We start from the raw sequence: 19,059 nt of genomic DNA, 5'->3' as shown, positions 1-19,059 counted from the left end.
GCCGGGACCGTTGAGGCTGCTGCTGAAGCCGTTGAGGCCGTCATTGATCCCGTTGCCGAGGTCGCCGAGCCCGTCGTTGAGGCCGCTCAGGCTGTCACCGATGTCCCCCAAGCCGCCGCCGAGATCGTTCAGTGAGCTGTTGAGGTCTTGGGCCTGCTGATCGGCTTGCTCCTGGGCGATCTCCGCTTCTTCCTGCTGGTAGATGTCGGAGAGCGTGTCCTGACTGACGGTCCGCAGGGCGTCCTCGAAGGACGAGGAAGCGTCGATCCAGTTGTTCTTGAGGTCGGCGAGCACCATGGCTCCCGCTGTCCCCAGGATCGCCTCGACCCTGTCGTTCCACCTCTTGACCGCCTCCTCGCCGATCTTCCTCCAGGTGTCGGTGTTCCACAACTGGCCCCAGGTGGGGTGGTCCATCTTGAACTCTGGCGTGCTCGAGTAGGTCGTGCTCGCGCCGTAACCGGTCGATGCGGTGTGCTTCTGGATGTACGGCCAGTTGTTGGCGGCGATCCACGGCGCGATGTCCTGTTCCAGGATCTGCAGGACATAACGGTGCGGATCGTGCCAGCCGTCCGCCCACCTGTCCCAGGCGTCGCGCAGGTTGGTGGCGCGAATCTGGAGCTGCTGCTGTGCGACTGCCAGAGCCTCCCCCGGGGTGGAAGTCGCCCGGTGTCCGTCGATCATCGCGGTGGGGCCCTGGTAACCCTCGCCGCCCACCTGTTCGACATAACTGTCGTAGTTCTTCCGCACCTCATGGATCAGGTTCCAGAAGAGTCCCGCCGCCTGCCCCTTCCAGGCGGCCTGTTCCTCTCCCAGGCTCGTCTCCCACTGCTGGAGTACCTTCGCCTGCTGTACGAAGAACTGCGCCGTGCGGTCGAACGAGTCGGCGGTGTGCCGGAAGGACATGAGGTCGACTGCGTCCGCGTCGGCCACCGTGGTGCCGTTGTACTCGACGTCCCGGGTCGAGTAGCCGTTGCCGGGACTGAGCAGGGCATTGAGAGCGGCCCTTGGGCCGCCGACGTAGTTGCTCAGCGGGCCGACGTCCCAGTCGACGTCCTCGACGCTGCTGCTGAACTTGCCGCCGAGCCCGGTCTCCCCGGGGTCGGCCAGCCGGCCCTTGCCGTTCGCGTCGTTCGCCACGCCGATGAAGACGATCCGTATCCGGTTCATCTCCCTGATCGGGTGCGCGCCGTCGCCGTCCTCCGAGCCGTAGAACACGACGTCGAAGTCCTCACCGGGGCTCACATGCCAGCCCATGTCCCCGCTGCTCACCGGTCGCACGGCGAATCTGTCGAGCTGTATCCGGAACAGCGGAATGCCGTCCGCGCTCTTGAGCGAGTCGAACAGGGTCTTGCGGACCGGCATAGGGAAGCCCGTCAGCAAGTTGACGGCCTGACCCCAGTAGTCGTCGGCGTCGGCGGTGTTGGGCATGGCGAAGCTCTCCGGGGGGCGGGGCGGACGGGACCGGCGGGATCAGGAACTGGAGTTTCCAGAACCGCTCCCCTTGCCCGCTTCGCTCAAGTCGTTTTCGACATCGCTGAAGGGGTCGAGCAGCTTCTCACCGTCGATTGATTCCAGGCTGGCTCCCTGGGTCTTGAGTAGTGTCTCGATGGTCGTCTGCAGATCCTTGTCGATGTCCTTGAACAGTTGCTGCTGGAACGCCAGGACATCGTCAAACGACTGTGCGTCGGCCTTTACGGCATTGATCAGGCCGGCGCCGAATACCGGATCGTTCTGGCCGCTGGCCATCAGCCCAAGAGCCAGGATGGGGTTCTGCTGGAGCGTGCTGGACGTGACCTTGCCTTCCAGGATGCTCTTGAGCGCCGCCGCCCAGTCGTCCTGGCGGATCTTCTTGAGCTCCTCGATGAACGCGGCGACGTCAACATCCAGGAACGTCTGCAGCGACTTGGCGTCCAGGTGGGTGAGATCAGCCATGGGGGTGCTCCTTTCAACAACCAGGCGCCGCCGTCACGACCGGCGGCCTGACGGCGGTGCAGGGGTTCCTGGTCAGCGGCCGATCTGGACCTCGGACCACATCTGTGCGAGTGAGTTCTCGCTGTACTGGTAGTTGCCGGAGATGTCCGTGAGCAGGGAAGCGTGGGAGGACAGCATCTGCTCCATGTTCACCAATGCCTGGTCCCAGGCCTGCTGCTTCTGCTTGTAGACGCTGGCGTCGTCGCCTTCCCAGGTCTTCATGAGCTCGTTGAGCTCCATCTCGAGCGATTCCAGGGTCTCGCCGATGGCCTTGGTCTGGCTGATCATGTCGTCGGCCGCATTGCTCATGTGGTTGTAGTCCACATAGATGATGCCGTCGGTAAAGTCGGGCATGAGAAGCCTCTTCTCGGTGTCAGGGTCCGTGTTCAGGGGGCGGGGCGGGCCGGACAGGGGCGCCGGGCCGCGCGTATGGCGCAGCGTGTCAGCCGGCCAGGGCGTCGAATGCCCCGTTCGACATGGAGACGGCGGTGCTGATGCCCTCGGTGGCCCCACTCTGGGTCTGACCGTGCGTCCGATTGCTGGTGTCGAGTGAGTCGATCACATCCTGGAGATTCTTGAGTATCACCCCGACCTGCTCGTCCCACAGCCCCAGCAGGTCATAGAACCCCTTGCCGTCACTGCCCTGGTAGCCCGCCGAGAGATTGCCCTGGGTTGCGAGCACGTCCTCCCGGCACCTCGTGACGCCGGCCTTGGCCGTCTCCAGCGCGTTGATGCCGTTGAGTGTCGCCTGTTGTGCTGACTGCTGGACTGCCGCCATGGGTCCACCTTCCTGTCGCACGGCTGGAAGCGCCGAAAACCGGCGAGTGCCGCTGGGGATACGGAAGCACGGACGCGATTCCGGTTTGGTGATCCTAAGGACGGTGCACGTGTGAAGCAACGAAGTCCTCGGAAAATATGAGCTCTCTTTGAGGTAGCGAGCCGTCCGTAACCAAATGTTTTCCTGCGAAGGCAATCGGTAACATCTGACGAGGTGTCAAATAGTGGGTGCAGTCGAGGAGGTTCGCCCCGGGAAACGGGTGAGGAACGGGCAGACGGATGGGTGAAACGGGCAAGGGAAGGCAGCCGGCGGGCAACCGGCGCTATTCCATGCACCCTTCCACGGGACTCTCAGTATTCATTCAGGCACATTCCACCGCCAGAATTGGTGCCGTTCAGATTCTGTCAATTCACCCTGACTTCGGCCTGGCTGACGTGCGCCCCGCCGGACGGTGCCCCGCCTGCTCGGCGGCCGCCGAACAGTCCGGCTGGGTGGTCGTGGCGGCGGTCGTCCCGCTTGCGGCGGCCGGGCTGAGGTCGGGGCCGGTCGGCAGCATTGCCAGCAGTGGCGAGGGCAGCGCCCGGGCGTCCTGTGCCGTGTAGCCCAGTGCCGTCAGCGCCTCCTCGCCGGCCACCCGGTACTTCACACCGTCCTCAGTGACCAGGTAGGTGGTGTCGCCCATCGTGTTGCCGCCCGCACCCAGGACCCGTACCAGTGCGCCGTGGCCGGGACGCACCACGGTCCCGTGGACCGGGCTGCACGCGGCGATGCCGCCGGTGCCGCCGCGCTGGACCAGCGGTGCCAGCGCGGACACCGGCACCAGCGCGCTCGACACCCGGGTGCCGCCGGAACCGGCCTCCACCACCGCACACGCCGTCATGTCCTCGGACACATCGACCAGCCGCGGCGGCGACGCCGGCAGGTTGTCCGATGCGGCGTCCACGCCGCCCGGCGCCAGGTGTGCCCCGAGCACATCCGGGGTGAGGGTCCGCACCTCGGGGTCCTGCCCGCTGTACGCCCCTTTGCGGGTCAGCGGATCGCCGAGCAGCAATGCAGCGGCCGTGTCGGTGAGGGGCTCAAGTCCCTGTCGTCCCAGCACATACCAGGAGAGCGAGCCGCCGGGCACCTGCACCCGGAAGAGCTGGCCGGCCTTCGTCGCCGCTCCGCCCAGCGACGGGCCCGGCTCGCCGCGGCCCGCCACATCGCGTGCGACCAGGTCCGGGCCCTCGGGCAGGGCATCCAGGAACGCCGCCGACACCGGACGCGGCGCGGCGGAGCCGTATCCGAGGGACTTCACCGCACCGGTGGGCTTGTCCAACTGGAGCCTGCTGCCCCGCCACATCAGGTAGGCAGTCTTGTCGGGGCCGGCCAGCAGTACCCCTTCACCGGTGCCCAGCGAGCGGTCCCCCTCGCCGGCACCCCCCACCGTCAGTACGGTCGTGGCCGCATCGTCCTTAGGGTCCATCGCGGAACACACCCGCCAGGCCCCGCTCTCCAGATGGCCGGTGTCGGGCAGGGTGTCAGGAGCCCCCTCGATGCCGACCGGGGTGCCGATCGGCGTTCCCTCCAGGGATGCCGTGCCCACGTCGACCGAGGTGAGGTTCTGGCCGCCCAGCATCCGAGCCGACGCATAGTTACGCACCGGACGCAGCCGACCGCCGAGATACAGGTAGCGCGCACCGGTGTCCTTGTTGACGATCAGGGAGTCGCCGCCGCGCCAGGAGTCGTTGCCGCCCGGGAGGAGCAGACCGAGGACGAAGGCGCCCGCACCGACGAGAACGGCAAGCACCACTCCGACCACCAGGCCCCGGGTAGTACGCCCCAGCGGGCTCTCCGGCGCGTCCGGTTCGGCGAGCAGCATGCCGGAGTTGAGCCGGCCCATGACGAACATGTGCGCCTGGACCTGGTCACGCTTGGACTGCATAGTCTTCCCCCGTTCAGCCGTTCAGGCCACGCAGGGCGCCGAAGACGCCCACGACCCACAGGACCAGCGGCAGCAGACTGATGGCGAGTCCGCTGTGCAGCAGTTCAGCAGCCCGGCCCCAGTACGGTACGAGCCGCCGGCCCGGCAGGACCCATGACGAGATCGCCACGACCGCGGCCACCGCAAGGGTGGCGCCGGCCAGCACCGGCCGTTGATCAGGTTGTTCGGCCGCCGCCAGGGCAACGACGAGAAGGGTGAGGCCCCATACGCCGGGCAGGGTGAGAGACAGCCGCTGCCAGACGTTGCCGAGCCCCCGCCCGTGCAGCAGCAGGAGCAGCGACAGCACGAGCGCCGTCACCACCTCCGGCAGGTCCGGCCGGAGCGCCGCCACGAGCAGACAGGCTGCGGACACCGCTCCGGTCGAGGCATAGAGCGCCGTCATCCAGACATCGGCGAGTTCGGTGCCGGCGGCAACCGCCCGGCCCGAGTAGGGCTCGATGTCCTCCTGCAACTGCTGCGGGTTGGACGGCAGGAACGGCATGCGCATCCCGGCGAGTTTGAAGGCGATGGAGGGTACGAAGGCGCCCACCGCCGCTCCGAACGCCGCGATCACCATGGCCACTTGCTCGACGGGGAAGCCGGCGAAGGCCATCAGCGCGCCGCCAACCACTGTGGCCAGTGCGCAGAGCGTCACCCCCATGAACAGCGGCGTGTAGAGCGCGACCACCGCAAGTGCCAGCACCGCGCCACCCGCTCCCGCCGCGCCCGCGGCAACCAGCCGGGCGCCGAGCACCTGGTGTGCGTGGGGTCCGGCGATTTCGCCGCCGGGCACCAGCCAGCCGGCCAGGGCCAGACAGGGCGCGGCGAACACACCCAGCACCGCCCCGGCGGCCACGTCACCCACGGCCCGGCTCGCCGTCGCGGCGCCCGCGAGCAACAGCGCGCCGGTGGCCGCCAGGGACAGCACCCGCACCGTGCCGGCACCGCCGGGCCAGGCCAGGATCAGCAGGCCGATCGCCACCGTGAAGCCCATCAGCCCGCGCAGCAGCAACCGAGTGCTCCGCGGACCCCAGCGGTGCAGATGGTCACCCATCGTGGTGGCAATGCCGTCCACCAGGTCATCAAGATGCACCTCGGGCAGTTCCTCGGAGTGCGGGCGCAGATACAGCACTTCGCCGTCGGTGACATTCAGCGAAGCGAGCGTGCCCTCCTCGTCCAGGGGCGCCTCTCCGAGGCGCTGGAGTATCCAGCCCCCGTGCTCCAGGCCCTGTTCCTCCAGCTCCGCACCGGCGTACCGCAGGACGGTCGGCAGCAGATCGGACACCGGGACGTCGGAGGGCACCGCCAGGTCGATGGATTTGTCGGGGCCGCGGACGGTGAGATGGCACAGGCCCGCGGTCGAGGTTTCGGTCATGGTGGGGAGCGCCTTTTCTGAGCATCATCAGACCGGGCTTGGATTGGTGCGTTGATCGGATGCAGACTACTGGGGCTGGTCGGCCGGCCTTGAACGGGCTCGGTCAGTTCTGAATCCCTGCCGGTTCATATCCTTTCGTTCACCGACGCCCTTTTCGGCAGGGCCGGTCCCCACCATGGCGGCGCCTTTCCGCGACCGCACTAAAGGAGACAATGCGTTGAGCGTGGTCCTCTTCCGGCGTCCGGCGCGGCGCCGGGGCCCCGAGATGCCGGACGGCGAGCTGAGCCTGCAGGAGCCGCCGACCCTGCCGGAGACCGTCCCCGACACCTCCGCGGTGTGGACGTACCTGCCGATGGCGATGATGTCCGTCTCGATGATGCTGATGTTCATGCGCTCCGGCGGTGGCAACAGCACCTTCAGCTACCTCGCGCTCGGCGTGATGGTGCTGGCCTCAGCGGCCATGCTGGTCGGACAGTGGATGCGGCGCAGCGGCGAGCGCAAGCAGCGGCTGCGCGGTGAACGTCGCGACTACCTGCGGTATCTGACACAGATCCGGCAGAAGGTCCGGGCCGCCGTCGTCCAGCAGCAGCTCGCCCTGGCCTGGCGCCACCCGGAGCCCTCCGCGCTGCGCGGCATGGTCCGCACCACCCGCCTGTGGGAACGCCGCTCCCATGACGCGGACTTCGGTGAGGTCCGGATCGCCGTCGGTGACCAGCAGCTCGCCCTGCGGCTGACTCCGCTGGCCACCAAGCCGGTGGAGGACCTCGAACCGCTGAGCGCCCACGCGCTGCGACGCTTCGTCCGCGCCTATACGACGGTGCCCAACCAGCCGATCGCGCTGTATCTGCGATCGTGGTCGAGGATCCTGCTGCGCGGCGACGAGGCGGCGGCCCGCGCCATGATCCGCGCGGCCCTGTGCCAACTGGTGGTGTTCCACCCGCCGGAGGAGCTGTGGATCGCGCTGTGCGTGTCGGACGAGCGGCGCTCCGAGTGGGAATGGGCCAAGTGGCTGCCGCACCACCTGCATCCGCATGACACGGACGGCGCGGGGCCCGTCAGGATGGTCGTCTCCGCCTTCGGTGACCTGGACGACCTGCTGGGCGGCGACGTCTTCGAGCGTCCCGTCTTCGATCCGGACGCCGCCCCCAGCCGTGACGAGCCACTGACCATTGTGGTGATCGACGGGGTGCCACTACAGGCGGATCACCGGCTCGACGGCGCCGGGTACCGCAATGTGGTGGTGATCGACCTGTCCGGCAGCCTGCGCTGGCGCCCCGGCCGCACCACACTGCGGCTCGACGTTCAGCCGGAACAGGTCGCGCTGGTACGCACCGACAAGACCCGCAAGGAGCAGACCACCTTCCTCGGCAGGCCGGACGCGGTGGGGCCGGTCATGGCCCAATCGCTGGCCAGGATGCTCGCCCCGTACCGGATGAGCCTCAGTGGCGACACCTCCGAACCGCTGGCCATGGACGTGCAGTTGTCCACCCTGGTGGGCATACCCGATCTCCATCGGCATGACCCGTCGACCCTGTGGCGGCGCTCCACCGGCGCCGGTCGGCTGCGCGTACCGGTCGCGGTGGGCGCCGACGGCCGGCCGGTCGAGCTCGACATCAAGGAGTCAGCCGAAGGCGGCATGGGCCCGCACGGCATGCTCATCGGCGCGACCGGCTCGGGCAAGAGCGAACTGTTGCGCACCCTGGTGCTCGCGCTGGCGCTGACCAACTCCTCGGAAACACTGAACTTCGTCCTCGTCGACTTCAAGGGCGGCGCCACCTTCCTCGGCCTGGACGGGCTGCCGCACACCTCCGCGGTAATCACCAACCTGGCGGACGAGGTTGCGCTGGTCTCCCGTATGCAGGACGCCCTGCACGGCGAGCTGATCCGCCGGCAGGAACTGCTGCGCGCCGCGGGAAACTACACCTCGGCGCTGGAGTACGAGAAGGCCCGCGCGGGCGGCGCCGACCTCCCGCCGCTGCCCAGCCTGTTCGTGGTGGTCGACGAGTTCAGTGAACTCCTCGCGGCACACCGCGAGTTCATGGATCTGTTCGTGATGATCGGCCGGCTCGGCCGGTCCCTCGGGGTCCATCTGCTGCTCGCCTCGCAGCGGCTGGACGAGGGCCGGATGCACCAGCTGGAGAGCCATCTGTCGTACCGGATCGGTCTGCGCACCTTCTCCGCCATCGAGAGCCGCGGTGTGCTCGGGGTACCCGACGCCTATGAACTGCCGCCGCAGCCGGGCAGCGGATACCTGAAGTCCGGCACCGACGGGCTTGTCCGGTTCCGTGCCGCTTATGTCTCGGGCGCCTACCAGCAGCGGCGCACCGCGGCCGTCCAGGCCCGGGTCGCCAGTCAGATCGTGCCGTGGACCTCCGGCTGGGTAGTGCCCAGAACACCCGCCCAGTTGCCGGACCCCGAACCGCTGAAGCCCGACGAGGACGCCGACTCGCTGCTGTCCGTGGCCGTGGAGCGGCTGCGGGACGCGGGACCGCCGGCCCACCAGGTCTGGCTGCCACCGCTGGACGAGCCGTCCGGTGTGGACTCCCTGCTGCCCCCGCTGACGACCGACGAGGAGCGGGGTCTCGCCGCCGGGGGATGGCCGGGCACCGGCAAGCTCCGGGTGCCGGTCGGCATCGTGGACAAGCCCTTCGACCAGCGTCGCGACCCGTTGCTGGTGGACCTGTCCGCGGCGGGCGGACATGTCGCCATCGCCGGCGGTTCACAGAGCGGCAAGTCCACCCTGGTGCGCGCGCTGGTGACCTCGCTCGCTCTCACCCACACCCCGCGCGAGGTCCAGTTCTACTGCCTCGACCTGGGCGGCGGAACGCTGTCGCAGCTGGCCGGACTGCCGCACGTGGGCGGGGTCGCCGCCCGGCTGCACAGCGAGCGGATCAGCCGGACCGTGGCCGAGGTCACCGCCGTGCTCACGCACCGCGAGCAGTTCTTCGTCGACCACGGCATCGACTCCATGTCCACCTTCCGACGGCGCCGTGCCGAGGGCGAGTTCGCCGACGAGGCGCACGGTGATGTCTTCCTTGTCATCGACGGCTGGCAGTCCATCAGGCAGGACTTCGACCAGTTCATCCCGGTGTTCAACCGGTTCGCCACCCAGGGTCTCAACTACGGTGTGCACCTGGTCGTCACCACCACGCGGTGGGTGGAACTCTCCGCCCAGGTGCGCGACCAGTCGGCGACCAAGCTGGAATTGCGTCTCGGCGACAACATGGACTCCACCATCGACGTGCGCAAGGCGAAGACCGTGCCCAACACCGGTGGTCGCGGCCTGACGGCCGAGGGCAAGCTGCACTTCCTGACCGCGCTGCCCCGTATCGACGGACGCCACACCACCGATGACCTCACGGAGGGCGTCGCCGATCTGGTCGCCCGGGTCACCGCAGCATGGCAGGGGCCGTCCGCCCCGGCGGTGCGTACGCTGCCGGCCCGTCTGCCGGTGCGGGATCTGCCCGCCCCGCAGCTGGACCAGGCCGCGCTCAAGGTTGCCATCGGCCTGGACGAAGAAGCTCTGGCGCCGGTGTGGCACGACTTCGGCCGTACTCCCCATCTGATGATGGTGGGGGACTCCGAGAGCGGCAAGACCAACCTTCTCAAGCTGTTCGCCCGTGCGATCACCGAGCGCTACACCGCGAAGGAGGCGCGTATCCTCACCGTCGACTACCGGCGCGAGCTGGCGGACGCGGTGCCGAGCGAGTACCGGCTCGGGCATGCGGTGTCGGCGGACGCGCTGCGCGAACTGGTTGGTGGCGCGGCCCGGGCGCTGAAACTGCGGCTGCCGGGCGAGGAGATCACCCCGGCCCAGATGCGGCTGGCCGACTGGTGGAAGGGGCCGCGGTTGTTCGTCCTCGCCGACGACTACGACATGGTGGGCGGCGCCACTTCGATGGACCACCCGTTCGCGCCGCTCTTCGAGTTCCTGGCACTCGGTCACGAGGTCGGCCTGAACGTGGTGGTGGCCCGCTCGGCGACCGGTGCGGGACGGGGTCTGAACGATCCGCTGATGCGGCGGCTGGACGAGGTCAACACGCCGGGTCTGCTGCTGTCGTGCCCGCCCTCGGAGGGCTACGTCTTCGGCAATACCAAGCCGAAGAACCTGCCGCCCGGCCGCGCCAGGTACATCATGCGCCGCAAGCCGTTGCTGATGCAGACCGCCCTGGTGGACGAGGAGGGATCGGCCTGAGCGGTTCCGCGTGCAGCGGGCGCAGTGCGGCTGCCGGTGTGATGTGAACAACCGGCGGCCGCATGGCGCGCATTCGCGTGCGGCCGAGCCGGGGGGGGGGTGGGCTGGAGTAGGGCGGTGCCTTCGTTGCACCCAGGGGTTGAGCATGAACTGTCCAGCCGGGCTCGGAAGCCTCCTGCGTTGTGGTGCGGTCCTGTCAGGCCGGAGTGGCGCCCGTCCGCCGACTGCGGGCGCGTACCGCCAGAGCCGCCCAGACCACAACCAGTACGGTGGCCGCTCCCGCGCCGCCCAGCAGGGACGCCCGTCGGGTGGCGTTCGCGGCAACCGCGTCGGACGGCAGGTGCGCCGGCTTCGGAGCGGAATCCGCAGCGACCAGGCCGCTTTGGCCCGTTGCCGTCAGCGCCGCGTAGATGTCCAGCCTGGGCACATCGGCGGGATAGGCGGTCGTGACCAGCCGCTCTGCGGTCTGGGCAGCGGACAGCTCCGGATGCCGGTCGCGTACCAGCGCGGCCGCACCTGCGACGAATCCGGCCGCCAGCGAAGAACCGGTGCCAATGAAGTGCCCCTTGCCGCGTGGGCCGGCGCCGATCACACCGCTGCCCGGCGCGGCGAGGTCCGCCTGCCGGGGGGCGGCGGTGCTGCCGGGAACAGTGCCGTCCTCGGCGACCCCAAGGACGGACAGCACACCGTCCATCGCCGCGGGCCAGTAGTCCCTGGCCGCGGACTCCTTGCGCGTGTCCGACTCGGGGGCCGCGGCCGCGACCACCAGGGCGTCCCGGTCGATGGCGTGCTCCACGGCCTTCGTCAGCCCCGGCGATCCGGTCGCCAGTGCCGGGGCGACCACGATCACCCGAGCGCCCGCGTCGGCCGCTGCCCGCACCCCCGCGGCCACCGTGGCCGCGCTCGGCACACCGCGCTCGTCGGTACCGCGTACCGCGAGGATCCGGGCCTTCGGCGCCACCCCGGTGAACCCCGTCCCGGAGGAGGGCGCGGAGGCCACCAGAGAGGCCACGAAGGACCCGTGCCCGACGCAGTCGCCGGTACCCGAGACCGGGACGACCCGGCCCGCCAGACCGGAGGCTCTGCCGGCGACGCCGCTGTCCACCACGGCCACCTTCACACCGCCGCCCCGGCTGAACTGCCAGGCCCGAGAGAGCGCCAGGGTTCTCTGCTGCGGCGGCGCGGCCGTGGCGACCTTCGACGCCCCCGCCGTGCATGGCGCCCCGTCGTCGAGTACGGACGGTATGACCGGCAGCTTCACCGGGTCGGCCTGCCGGGCGCCCGCTTCGGCCGCGACCGCGCCGGGCGGCAGAACGACTGGCACGGCGGCCGCCGTGCAAACGAGCGACAGAGAGAGCCAGCCGGTCAGGACCGGCCGGATGCGGGGACGGAGGCGAGGCATGGCCCGCATCATAGGCTTGGTGTTCCGATGGTGATCGGGCGCCGTCACTGTGCCGGCGCCTGCAGACCGTTCAGGTCCTCGGGAAGCAGGGTGCGCAGCTCCTCCAGGGTGGGTGCCGACATCGCACTGAGTCGTCCCGCCTGTCGGGTGATCATCCCTTCCAGGACCCTCCGCGCGAGCCGGGCGTTGCCGAACGAACGGTCTCTGCGCAGGGAGTCGAAGTAGGCTCGCAGCAGCGAGGCGGTGCCCGGCGCGCAGTCGTAGTGGGCTGCCGCCGCGTGCTGGCGCACGATGGTGACCAGTTCGTCCGACGAGTAGTGCCCGAACCCCACCCGGCGTGAAAATCTCGACGCCAGGCCGGGGTTGGACGACAGGAAGCCGTCCATCTCCTGGGTGTAGCCGGCGACGATCACCACCACCTCGTCGCGGTGGTCCTCCATCAGCTTCAGCAGAGTGTCCACCGCCTCACGCCCGAAGTCCGCCCCGGACACGTTGGGCGGGGTGAGGGTGTACGCCTCGTCGACGAACAGCACCCCGCCCCGGGCCCGTTCGAAGACCTCCCGGGTGAGTTGGGCGGTGTGCCCGATGTACCGGCCGACCAGATCGGCACGGGCCACCTCGACCAACTGGCCGCGGGGCAGCACCCCGAGGGAGACCAGCAGCTCGGCGTAGAGCCGCGCCACCGTCGTCTTGCCGGTTCCGGGGGGCCCGGTGAAGACCAGGTGGTGGCTGATGCGCGGTGCGGGCAGTCCGGCCGCCTCCCGGCGCCGCGCCGTAGCCAGCAGATTGACCAGGTCGGTGACATCGCGTTTCACCTCGGCGAGCCCGATCATCTCGTTCAGCCGCTCCATCGGAGTGCCGGAATCCGCGTCGCCGTTACCGGCGACCTTGGCGGCCTCCTGCTCGCCGACGTCGACGGGCAGCAGCAGTGTCAGATCCTTCGCTTCGGCATCCCGCGTGGCGGCGAGCCGGAACGCCTGCCGGTCCACCATCTCCTCGAACGTCTGCCGTGCGGCCCGGCCGTTGCCGAAGTTCGCGTCGCGCGGCATCCGTTCGAAGCGCAGGGTCAGCGCCTCACGGGTGCCCTCGCCCAGCTCATACTGGTGCGCGGCACACATGCTCTCCATGATCGCGACAAGTTCGGGCACGCTGTAGTTCTCGAACTCGATCGTGCGGGAGAAACGGGACTGCAGGCCCGGGTTGGAGGCAAGGAAGTCCTCCATCCGGTCGGAGTAGCCGGCCACCACGACCACGACGTCTTCGCGGTGGTCCTCCATCAGCTTCAGCAGGGTGTCCACCGCCTCACGGCCGAAGTCCGCGCCCGAGCCCCTGCCGTCGGACAGCAGGGAGTACGCCTCGTCGATGAACAGCACCCCGCCCAGGGCGCGTTGGAAGGCCTCGGTGGTTTTTATGGCGGTGCCCCCGATCACCTGGGCGACCAGGTCGGCGCGGGACACCTCCACGAGATGGCCCTTGGGCAGTGCGCCGAGACTCGCCAGCACTGAGCCGTACAGCCGGGCGACCGTGGTCTTTCCGGTGCCGGGCGGGCCGGCGAATACCAGATGGCGGCTCATCGGCGGGGCAGGCATGCCCAGTTCGGCACGGCGCCGGGCCAGCTGCGCGAGGCTGACCAGGGTGCGCACCTGGTGCTTGACGTTGTCCAGACCGATGAGCCGGTCGAGTTCAGCGAGCGGTCCGGAGGCCTGGCCCTGCTGCGCCGGGTCGAGGTCGTCCAGCGCCGCGTCGCCCCAGGCGTCCGGCGCGCCGTTGTCGGCGCTGAGTAGATCTTCCACGGTCAGCCGGTCACCGGGCCGGGTCTGCACCAGACCGCCGCCGCCGTTCTCCCGTGCCGAGCAGCCGGCCAGCGAGACCGGTTCGGTGCTGTCCACCCGGAAGCCGTCCCCGCCGCAGCCGCCGGTGTCACAGGAGTTGAGCGAGGCACGGGCGCCCTCGCCCACCAGCACGCCGTGTTCACCGGCGCCGTGCACCCGCAGCCGGGTCGCGGTCAGTTCGCCGCTCGAGTCGACCCGTACGCCGGTGCTCCTCGCCCCGGAGACCGAACAGCCGCGTACGGTCACCGCGCCGCCCTCGCCCACCAGAAGCCCCTGCGCCTCCGACTCGTCCAGCCTGCCGCCGCCGATGTAGAGGTTGCCGCCGTCCGCGACACGCACCGCCGCCGCGCCGGTCCGCTCCACCTCGCAGTCCTCGAGCCGTCCACGGCCGGAATGCACCACCTCCACACCGTGACCGCGGGACGAGCGGATCCTGGCCCGCCGTATCAGGGGGTTGGCCCCGTCCCGGATGGAGACGGCCGTGCCGCGGGCGTCCAGGATCTCCAGCCGGTCCAGTTCGGCGACCGCGCCCTGGGAGAACTCGGCACCGGCCGCGCTGTCCCGCACCGTCAGACCGATCAGCACCGGCGCCGCCGAGCCGCTCACCTGCAGGGCAGCCATCTCGGCCGACTCCAGCCAGCAGTCCTCGAAGGTGCCCCGGGCCCGGTCCGTCACCAGCAGCCCCGGCCCCTTGGTGCGCGCGGTCCGGCAACGCCGCAGCACCGGATCGGTGCCGCTGGAGAGCACGACGCCCGCCGCGCTGGCTCCGGTGATCCGCACCTCTTCCAGCTCGGTACGGGCCGCGCTCGACAGGTGCACACCGGTGCTTGTGTCGTGCACCACCGTACGCAGCACCCGGGTCGTGCTGTTCTCCTCCAGCGCGATGGCCGGCTTGTCGGTGGACGAGATGTCGCAGTCCTCCACCAAGCCCTGGGCCGTACCGCCCGCCAGCACACCGTTGCCCCGGGCGTCCCTGATGGAGCAGCCCCGCACCGTGATCCGGCTCTGCTCACCCAGCACGATGCCGGAGCTGCCCAGGTGTTCGATGACACAGGACTCCACTGAGGACTCCTGACTTGAGGTATCGACCACACCGGCTCCGCGCGGGTTGCTCACCCGGCAGTCCCGCATCGCCAGCGTGCCGCTGTCCCTCGCGAGCACCGCCGTCCAGGCAGCGCCGGTTATCTCGCAGCCGTCCATGGCCAGCTGGCCCCGGACCGCCGCCACCACGGGGACCTCCTCGTCCCGCCCCCGCAGCACCAGGTCGGTCATCATCATGGAGTCGGCCTTCAGCACCACCGCGCTGCCCTCCGGCGGGCAGATGTGCACGGTGCCGCGGGCCTGCTCGGCCACGATCGTCACCCGTGAGGTGATCACCAGGTTCTCCGGATACTGCCCCGGCGCGACGCTGATCAGGGCGCCACTGCGTGCCCGGCTCAGCGCTTCGCCGAGTGTGCGGTAGGCGTCCGACCGGTCAGGGTCGACGTGGAGTACCTGACGTGACACGAGCGGGGACCTCCTTGTGGGGGCACCACGTCCTCCGGTGGGGGAGCCGGGTGCCGGGCAGGGCGGAGCCCATCATGCCCTCAGCTACCGCGCGCTTCCTAGCCGCTCCCTCCGCGGTCTCCTCGGGCGCGGCCGACGGCCCGCCCTGTGGTGGGCCAGTGACCTCCGCGGCGGGCTCCGGCACCGGTCACAGCCCTTCGACGGCGGTGTCATCCCCGCCGCCGGCCGGCTCCGCCCCCGACCTCGCGTACCGCGCGCATCTCCGGGCCGGCGGCCGGGCCCACGGACCTTCCCGCAGTTGCTGCAGGCGCCCCCGGCCCGGCTCACACCTTCCGGTAGTCGTACGCCTCCGAGGCCGCCGCCTGCACCGCGTCCAGGTCGCCGCCCGCCGAAGCAGTCACCACGGCAGCCACCGCCCCCTCCACGAAAGGCGCGTCCACCAGCCGAGTCCCGTCCGGGAGTTCGTCGCCCTCGGCCAGCAGCGCCTTCACCGTCAGCACGGCACTGCCCAGATCAACGAGGACGGCCACCCCCGCGCCCCCATCGACCGAGGCCGCCGCCGCGGTGACCAGCTCCGAGCTGGTCCCGAGGCCGCCGTCCGCAGTGCCGCCCGCCGGGGCGACCGGCGCGGTCGCGCCGCCGCCCGCGAGCCCTTTGGCCAGCTCGGCGACGGCCGCGGCCACCTCTGCGCTGTGCGAGACCAGCACGACCCCGACCGGCTTGTCGGTGCTCATCCCGCCACCTCCGCCAGCGCCGCGATCAGCAGGGCGGAGGAGGTCGCCCCCGGGTCCTGGTGCCCTATGCTGCGCTCGCCCAGATAGCTCGCCCTGCCCTTGCGCGCCTGCATCGGCACGGTCGCCAGCGCGCCCTGCTCGGCCGCCTCGCGTGCGGCCGCGAACGACGCGGTGGAGTCGCCGAGCGCCTCGACGGCCGGATCGAGTGCGTCCAGCATCGTCTTGTCCCCGCCCTTGGCCCCGCCGAGTTGCGCCACCGCGGCCACGCCCACACGCAGCGCATCGGCCAGCTGCCCCGGCGTCACCTCGGCGTCGTCACCGAGCGCCTTGCCCGTACGCCGCAGCAGCGTTCCGTACAGCGGACCGGAGGCACCGCCCACCGTCGAGATCAACTGCCGTCCCGCCAGGGTCAGTACGGCCCCGGGCGTCTGGGGCGCCTCCTTCTCCAGGACCGCAGTCACCGCCGCGAAACCGCGCTGGAGATTGCTCCCGTGGTCGGCGTCGCCGATCGCCGAGTCCAGCTCGGTAAGGCGGTCCGCCTCACGGTCCACGGCAGCCGCGGCGGCCGTCATCCAGCGGCGGAAGAAGTCGGCGTCGAGCACATGAACTCCCTGTGGTGGGTGGGTTGGCCAGTCGGCGGGCCATGCACAGATCCTGGATGGTCAGCGGCCCCAGCGGAGCGCGGGGGTCTGCACCGGCGCGTCCCACAGCCGCAGCAGTTCCTCGTCGACCTGACAGAGCGTCACCGAACAGCCTGCCATGTCGAGTGAGGTCACATAGTTCCCGACGAGCGTACGGGCGACGGGCACCTTGCGCTCGGCGAGCACCCGCTGCACCTCGGCGTTGAAGCCGTACAGCTCCAGCAGCGGCGTCGCCCCCATACCGTTGACGAGCGCCAGCACCGGGCCCGACGGCTTCAGATCCTCCAGTACGGCGTTCACGCTGAAGTCCGCGATCTCCCGCGAAGTCATCATCGGGCGCCGCTCACGACCGGGCTCACCATGGATGCCGATGCCCAACTCCAGCTCGCCCGGCGGGAGATCGAAGGTCGGACTGCCCTTCGCCGGCGTCGTGCTGGCGCTCAGTGCGACACCGAAGCTCCGGGAGTTCTCATTCACCTGCCGGCCGATCGCCTCGACCCGCTCCAGCGGCGCACCCTCCTCGGCGGCCGCACCGGCGATTTTCTCGACGAACAGGGTCGCGCCGGTGCCGCGCCGGCCCGCCGTATAGAGGCTGTCGGTCACCGCGACGTCGTCATTGACGAGCACCTTGGCGACACGGACACCCTCGTCCTCGGCGAGCTCGGCGGCCATGTCGAAGTTGAGGACGTCGCCTGTGTAGTTCTTGACGATGAACAGCACCCCCTCACCACTGTCGACGGCGGCGGCCGCCCGCGCCATCTGGTCCGGTACCGGGCTCGTGAAGACCTCTCCCGGGCACGCCGCAGAGAGCATCCCGTGCCCGACGAAGCCGCCGTGCATCGGCTCGTGCCCGGACCCGCCCCCGGAGACGAGCCCCACCTTCCCGGCGACGGGCGTGTCACGCCGTACGATCACCCGGTTCTCCACATCGACGGACAAATCGGGGTGCGCGGCGGCCATACCGCGCAGAGCGTCGGCGACGACGGTCTCCGGCACATTGATGAGCATCCTCATGAGTACCTCCTGGTGAGCGCGGCCGCGCTTGTGAAGATCGCGGCCCGTCCTGGCGACGCCTTCATGTCCGCCTCCGCTCGGTAGAGGCAGGCGGTAGTCGACAGGCCGACCTTTCCGCCCGCCTTCTATAAAGAGGGTAGATCGCTCAGACCTCGTTGGGGCGGTAGAGGCACCCGGTCCTTCCGTGGCATCGCTTCGAACAGCCGTGACACTTCTGTGAGTCCTGACGCTGTGGTCTGTGGGGGGCGTCGGCACAGGCGTGCCGTGTCAGCGGGATGAAGAGGAACGAGTGGGCAAGCAGGGGGGCGGCCGCCGTGCACAGACGTACGACGGGGAGCTGGGTGAGGCGGTCGAGCGGGCGCAGGAGGGGGACGAGGGCGCCTTTGCCGCCGCCTATCAGCGGGTGCATCCACATCTCCTCGGTTATTTGCGCGGTCTGGTCGGGGACGATGCCGAGGACGTGGCGTCCGAGGCATGGCTCGAGATCGCTCGTGACCTGGGGCGGTTTCGTGGAGATGGAGCGGGGTTCCGTGCGTGGACCGCGAGCATCGCGCGCAACCGTGCCATCGACCATCTGCGTCGGCTGAAGAGCCGTCCTCGAGCCACCCTCTTCGAGAGCGAACTGGCCGAGCTGCCGGCCCAGCAGGACACGGCCGGCGAGGCATTCGAATCCATCTCCACCGAGCAGGCCCTCGCTTTGATCGCGAAGCTGCCCCGGCAGCAGGCGGAAGCGGTGCTCCTGCAGACGGTTATCGGCCTCGACGGGGTGTCGGCCGCCCGGGTGCTGGGCAAGCGGCCCGGAGCGGTACGCTCCGCCACGCACCGCGGGCTGAAGCGGCTCGGGAAACACCTTGCCGCGCTTCAGCCCACGCGCGTGACAGATTCGGACTCTCGTGCGCTGGGAGAGGCGAGATGACCGAAAACCCACCCCGAGGTGCCATGAACCCCGAGCACGAGCAGCAGTCGCCGACGCTCGAGGACCTACTGGCTGCCGCCGCGCGTCCCATGCCCTCCCCGGCGGAAGCCGAGGTGCGGGCTGTGGCCGCATTCCGGGCCGCGCGTGACGAGGGTGCGTCGGCCGCGCCCACGCGCCCCGAGGACGACTGGCGCCCGAAGAGTCCGGGCGTCGGAACCCGGTGGATCAGGGTGGGAATCGGCGCTCTCGTCGCGGGAGCCGTGCTGGGCGGAGTCGCGATGGCCGGGGGCGTGATCCCGACGCCGTTCGGTGAGCCGCCCCTCAAGCCGGGGCCGACGCCGAGTCCCTCGTCACGCCCGGCGGGGACTCCGGGGGAGCCGGAGCCCCCGTCGACGACCGGACCCGGCGCTCGTACCCCCGGTGAGCGACCGCCGACGGCGAAGAATGATCTGGCGCACTGCCGTGCGTACGAGTCGAAGAGGGGGCGGGGCGGGGCGCTGGACGGCACCGCCTGGCAGCGGCTCGAGGATGCGGCGGGTGGCCCGGACGCCGTGGCGGCGTACTGTGCGCGGCTGTTGAGCGAGCAGCCTGTCAAGGCGTCGCCGCAGGAACGCCGGCCCAAGAACGAGGGCGGCAGGAAGGACGCGCCGCCCGCGGGGCAGCAGGGCGGATCGGGCAACGGAGTCGCTCAGACGAAGAAGCCGCCGGGCAAGCAGTAGGCGGTGGGGCAAG

The 19,059-nt window shown here is 70.1% G+C and carries 14 protein-coding genes; 3 read left to right on the top strand and 11 right to left on the bottom strand.

All coding sequences use genetic code 11. The features are described from left to right. The 6 genes from ACWDO5_RS00275 to eccD all read right to left on the bottom strand — a co-directional run. Positions 1-1,428 (bottom strand): AAWKG family protein (locus tag ACWDO5_RS00275; protein ID WP_450527051.1); only part of this gene is annotated, 1,428 nt, incomplete at its 3' end. Positions 1,429-1,470: 42 nt separating this feature from the next. Then, positions 1,471-1,932 carry a type VII secretion system-associated protein gene (locus ACWDO5_RS00270; RefSeq protein WP_450527050.1) on the bottom strand — a complete coding sequence of 154 codons (462 nt, stop codon included), beginning with the start codon at positions 1,930-1,932 and terminating at the stop codon, positions 1,471-1,473. Positions 1,933-2,004: 72 nt separating this feature from the next. Next, complete coding sequence (locus tag ACWDO5_RS00265; protein ID WP_450527049.1) at positions 2,005-2,325, bottom strand: WXG100 family type VII secretion target; 321 nt, start codon at positions 2,323-2,325, stop codon at positions 2,005-2,007. 88 nt (positions 2,326-2,413) lie between these two features. Continuing rightward, positions 2,414-2,749, bottom strand: a complete 336-nt coding sequence (locus tag ACWDO5_RS00260) for a hypothetical protein (protein WP_450527048.1) — start codon at positions 2,747-2,749, stop codon at positions 2,414-2,416. 409 nt (positions 2,750-3,158) lie between these two features. Then, entirely contained in the window at positions 3,159-4,673 is a 1,515-nt protein-coding gene (gene eccB, locus ACWDO5_RS00255; RefSeq protein WP_450527046.1) for a type VII secretion protein EccB, read from the bottom strand. A 13-nt stretch (positions 4,674-4,686) separates the two neighbouring features. Continuing rightward, the gene (gene eccD, locus ACWDO5_RS00250; RefSeq protein WP_450527045.1) at positions 4,687-6,087 is read right to left on the bottom strand and encodes a type VII secretion integral membrane protein EccD; all 1,401 of its coding nucleotides are present in this window, start codon (positions 6,085-6,087) and stop codon (positions 4,687-4,689) included. Between the two features lie 265 nt (positions 6,088-6,352). Here eccD and eccCa point away from each other — a divergent pair, with 265 nt between their 5' ends. Further along, entirely contained in the window at positions 6,353-10,282 is a 3,930-nt protein-coding gene (eccCa, locus tag ACWDO5_RS00245; RefSeq protein WP_450527258.1) for a type VII secretion protein EccCa, read from the top strand. A 196-nt stretch (positions 10,283-10,478) separates the two neighbouring features. On the opposite strand, the gene ACWDO5_RS00240 is transcribed toward eccCa, so the two are convergent. The 5 genes from ACWDO5_RS00240 to dhaK form a co-directional block, all read right to left on the bottom strand. Beyond that, complete coding sequence (locus ACWDO5_RS00240; protein WP_450527043.1) at positions 10,479-11,684, bottom strand: S8 family serine peptidase; 1,206 nt, start codon at positions 11,682-11,684, stop codon at positions 10,479-10,481. 44 nt (positions 11,685-11,728) lie between these two features. After that, on the bottom strand, positions 11,729-15,022 hold the full coding sequence (locus ACWDO5_RS00235) for a right-handed parallel beta-helix repeat-containing protein (protein ID WP_450527041.1): 3,294 nt from the start codon (positions 15,020-15,022) through the stop codon (positions 11,729-11,731). 323 nt (positions 15,023-15,345) lie between these two features. After that, positions 15,346-15,756, bottom strand: a complete 411-nt coding sequence (locus tag ACWDO5_RS00230) for a PTS-dependent dihydroxyacetone kinase phosphotransferase subunit DhaM (protein ID WP_450527040.1) — start codon at positions 15,754-15,756, stop codon at positions 15,346-15,348. Then, positions 15,753-16,358 (bottom strand): dihydroxyacetone kinase subunit DhaL, encoded by a 606-nt coding sequence (gene dhaL, locus ACWDO5_RS00225; RefSeq protein ID WP_450527038.1) that lies wholly within the window; start codon positions 16,356-16,358, stop codon positions 15,753-15,755. The genes ACWDO5_RS00230 and dhaL overlap by 4 nt, the downstream gene beginning before the upstream one ends. A 60-nt stretch (positions 16,359-16,418) precedes the next feature. Then, positions 16,419-17,411: a dihydroxyacetone kinase subunit DhaK gene (gene dhaK, locus ACWDO5_RS00220; protein WP_450527037.1), complete on the bottom strand. Its 993-nt coding sequence runs from the start codon at positions 17,409-17,411 to the stop codon at positions 16,419-16,421. 289 nt (positions 17,412-17,700) lie between these two features. Here dhaK and ACWDO5_RS00215 point away from each other — a divergent pair, with 289 nt between their 5' ends. Beyond that, entirely contained in the window at positions 17,701-18,327 is a 627-nt protein-coding gene (locus ACWDO5_RS00215) for an RNA polymerase sigma factor (protein WP_450527035.1), read from the top strand. Positions 18,328-18,350: 23 nt separating this feature from the next. Next, positions 18,351-19,046, top strand: coding sequence for a hypothetical protein (locus ACWDO5_RS00210; RefSeq protein ID WP_450527033.1), 696 nt, complete (start codon positions 18,351-18,353; stop codon positions 19,044-19,046). Positions 19,047-19,059: the final 13 nt, after the last annotated feature.

This window comes from Streptomyces sp. NPDC000880 (assembly GCF_053599675.1).
This window is presented reverse-complemented; position numbering and strand designations above follow the sequence as displayed.

What these genes read in the sequence shown, in the direction of transcription:
- ACWDO5_RS00270 (WP_450527050.1), bottom strand. Translation starts at nt 1,932, where the DNA reads ATGGCTGATCTCACCCACCTGGACGCCAAGTCGCTGCAGACGTTCCTG.
- ACWDO5_RS00265 (WP_450527049.1), bottom strand. Translation starts at nt 2,325, where the DNA reads ATGCCCGACTTTACCGACGGCATCATCTATGTGGACTACAACCACATG.
- ACWDO5_RS00260 (WP_450527048.1), bottom strand. Translation starts at nt 2,749, where the DNA reads ATGGCGGCAGTCCAGCAGTCAGCACAACAGGCGACACTCAACGGCATC.
- eccB (WP_450527046.1), bottom strand. Translation starts at nt 4,673, where the DNA reads ATGCAGTCCAAGCGTGACCAGGTCCAGGCGCACATGTTCGTCATGGGC.
- eccD (WP_450527045.1), bottom strand. Translation starts at nt 6,087, where the DNA reads ATGACCGAAACCTCGACCGCGGGCCTGTGCCATCTCACCGTCCGCGGC.
- eccCa (WP_450527258.1), top strand. Translation starts at nt 6,353, where the DNA reads ATGCCGGACGGCGAGCTGAGCCTGCAGGAGCCGCCGACCCTGCCGGAG.
- ACWDO5_RS00240 (WP_450527043.1), bottom strand. Translation starts at nt 11,684, where the DNA reads ATGCCTCGCCTCCGTCCCCGCATCCGGCCGGTCCTGACCGGCTGGCTC.
- ACWDO5_RS00230 (WP_450527040.1), bottom strand. Translation starts at nt 15,756, where the DNA reads ATGAGCACCGACAAGCCGGTCGGGGTCGTGCTGGTCTCGCACAGCGCA.
- dhaK (WP_450527037.1), bottom strand. Translation starts at nt 17,411, where the DNA reads ATGAGGATGCTCATCAATGTGCCGGAGACCGTCGTCGCCGACGCTCTG.
- ACWDO5_RS00210 (WP_450527033.1), top strand. Translation starts at nt 18,351, where the DNA reads ATGAACCCCGAGCACGAGCAGCAGTCGCCGACGCTCGAGGACCTACTG.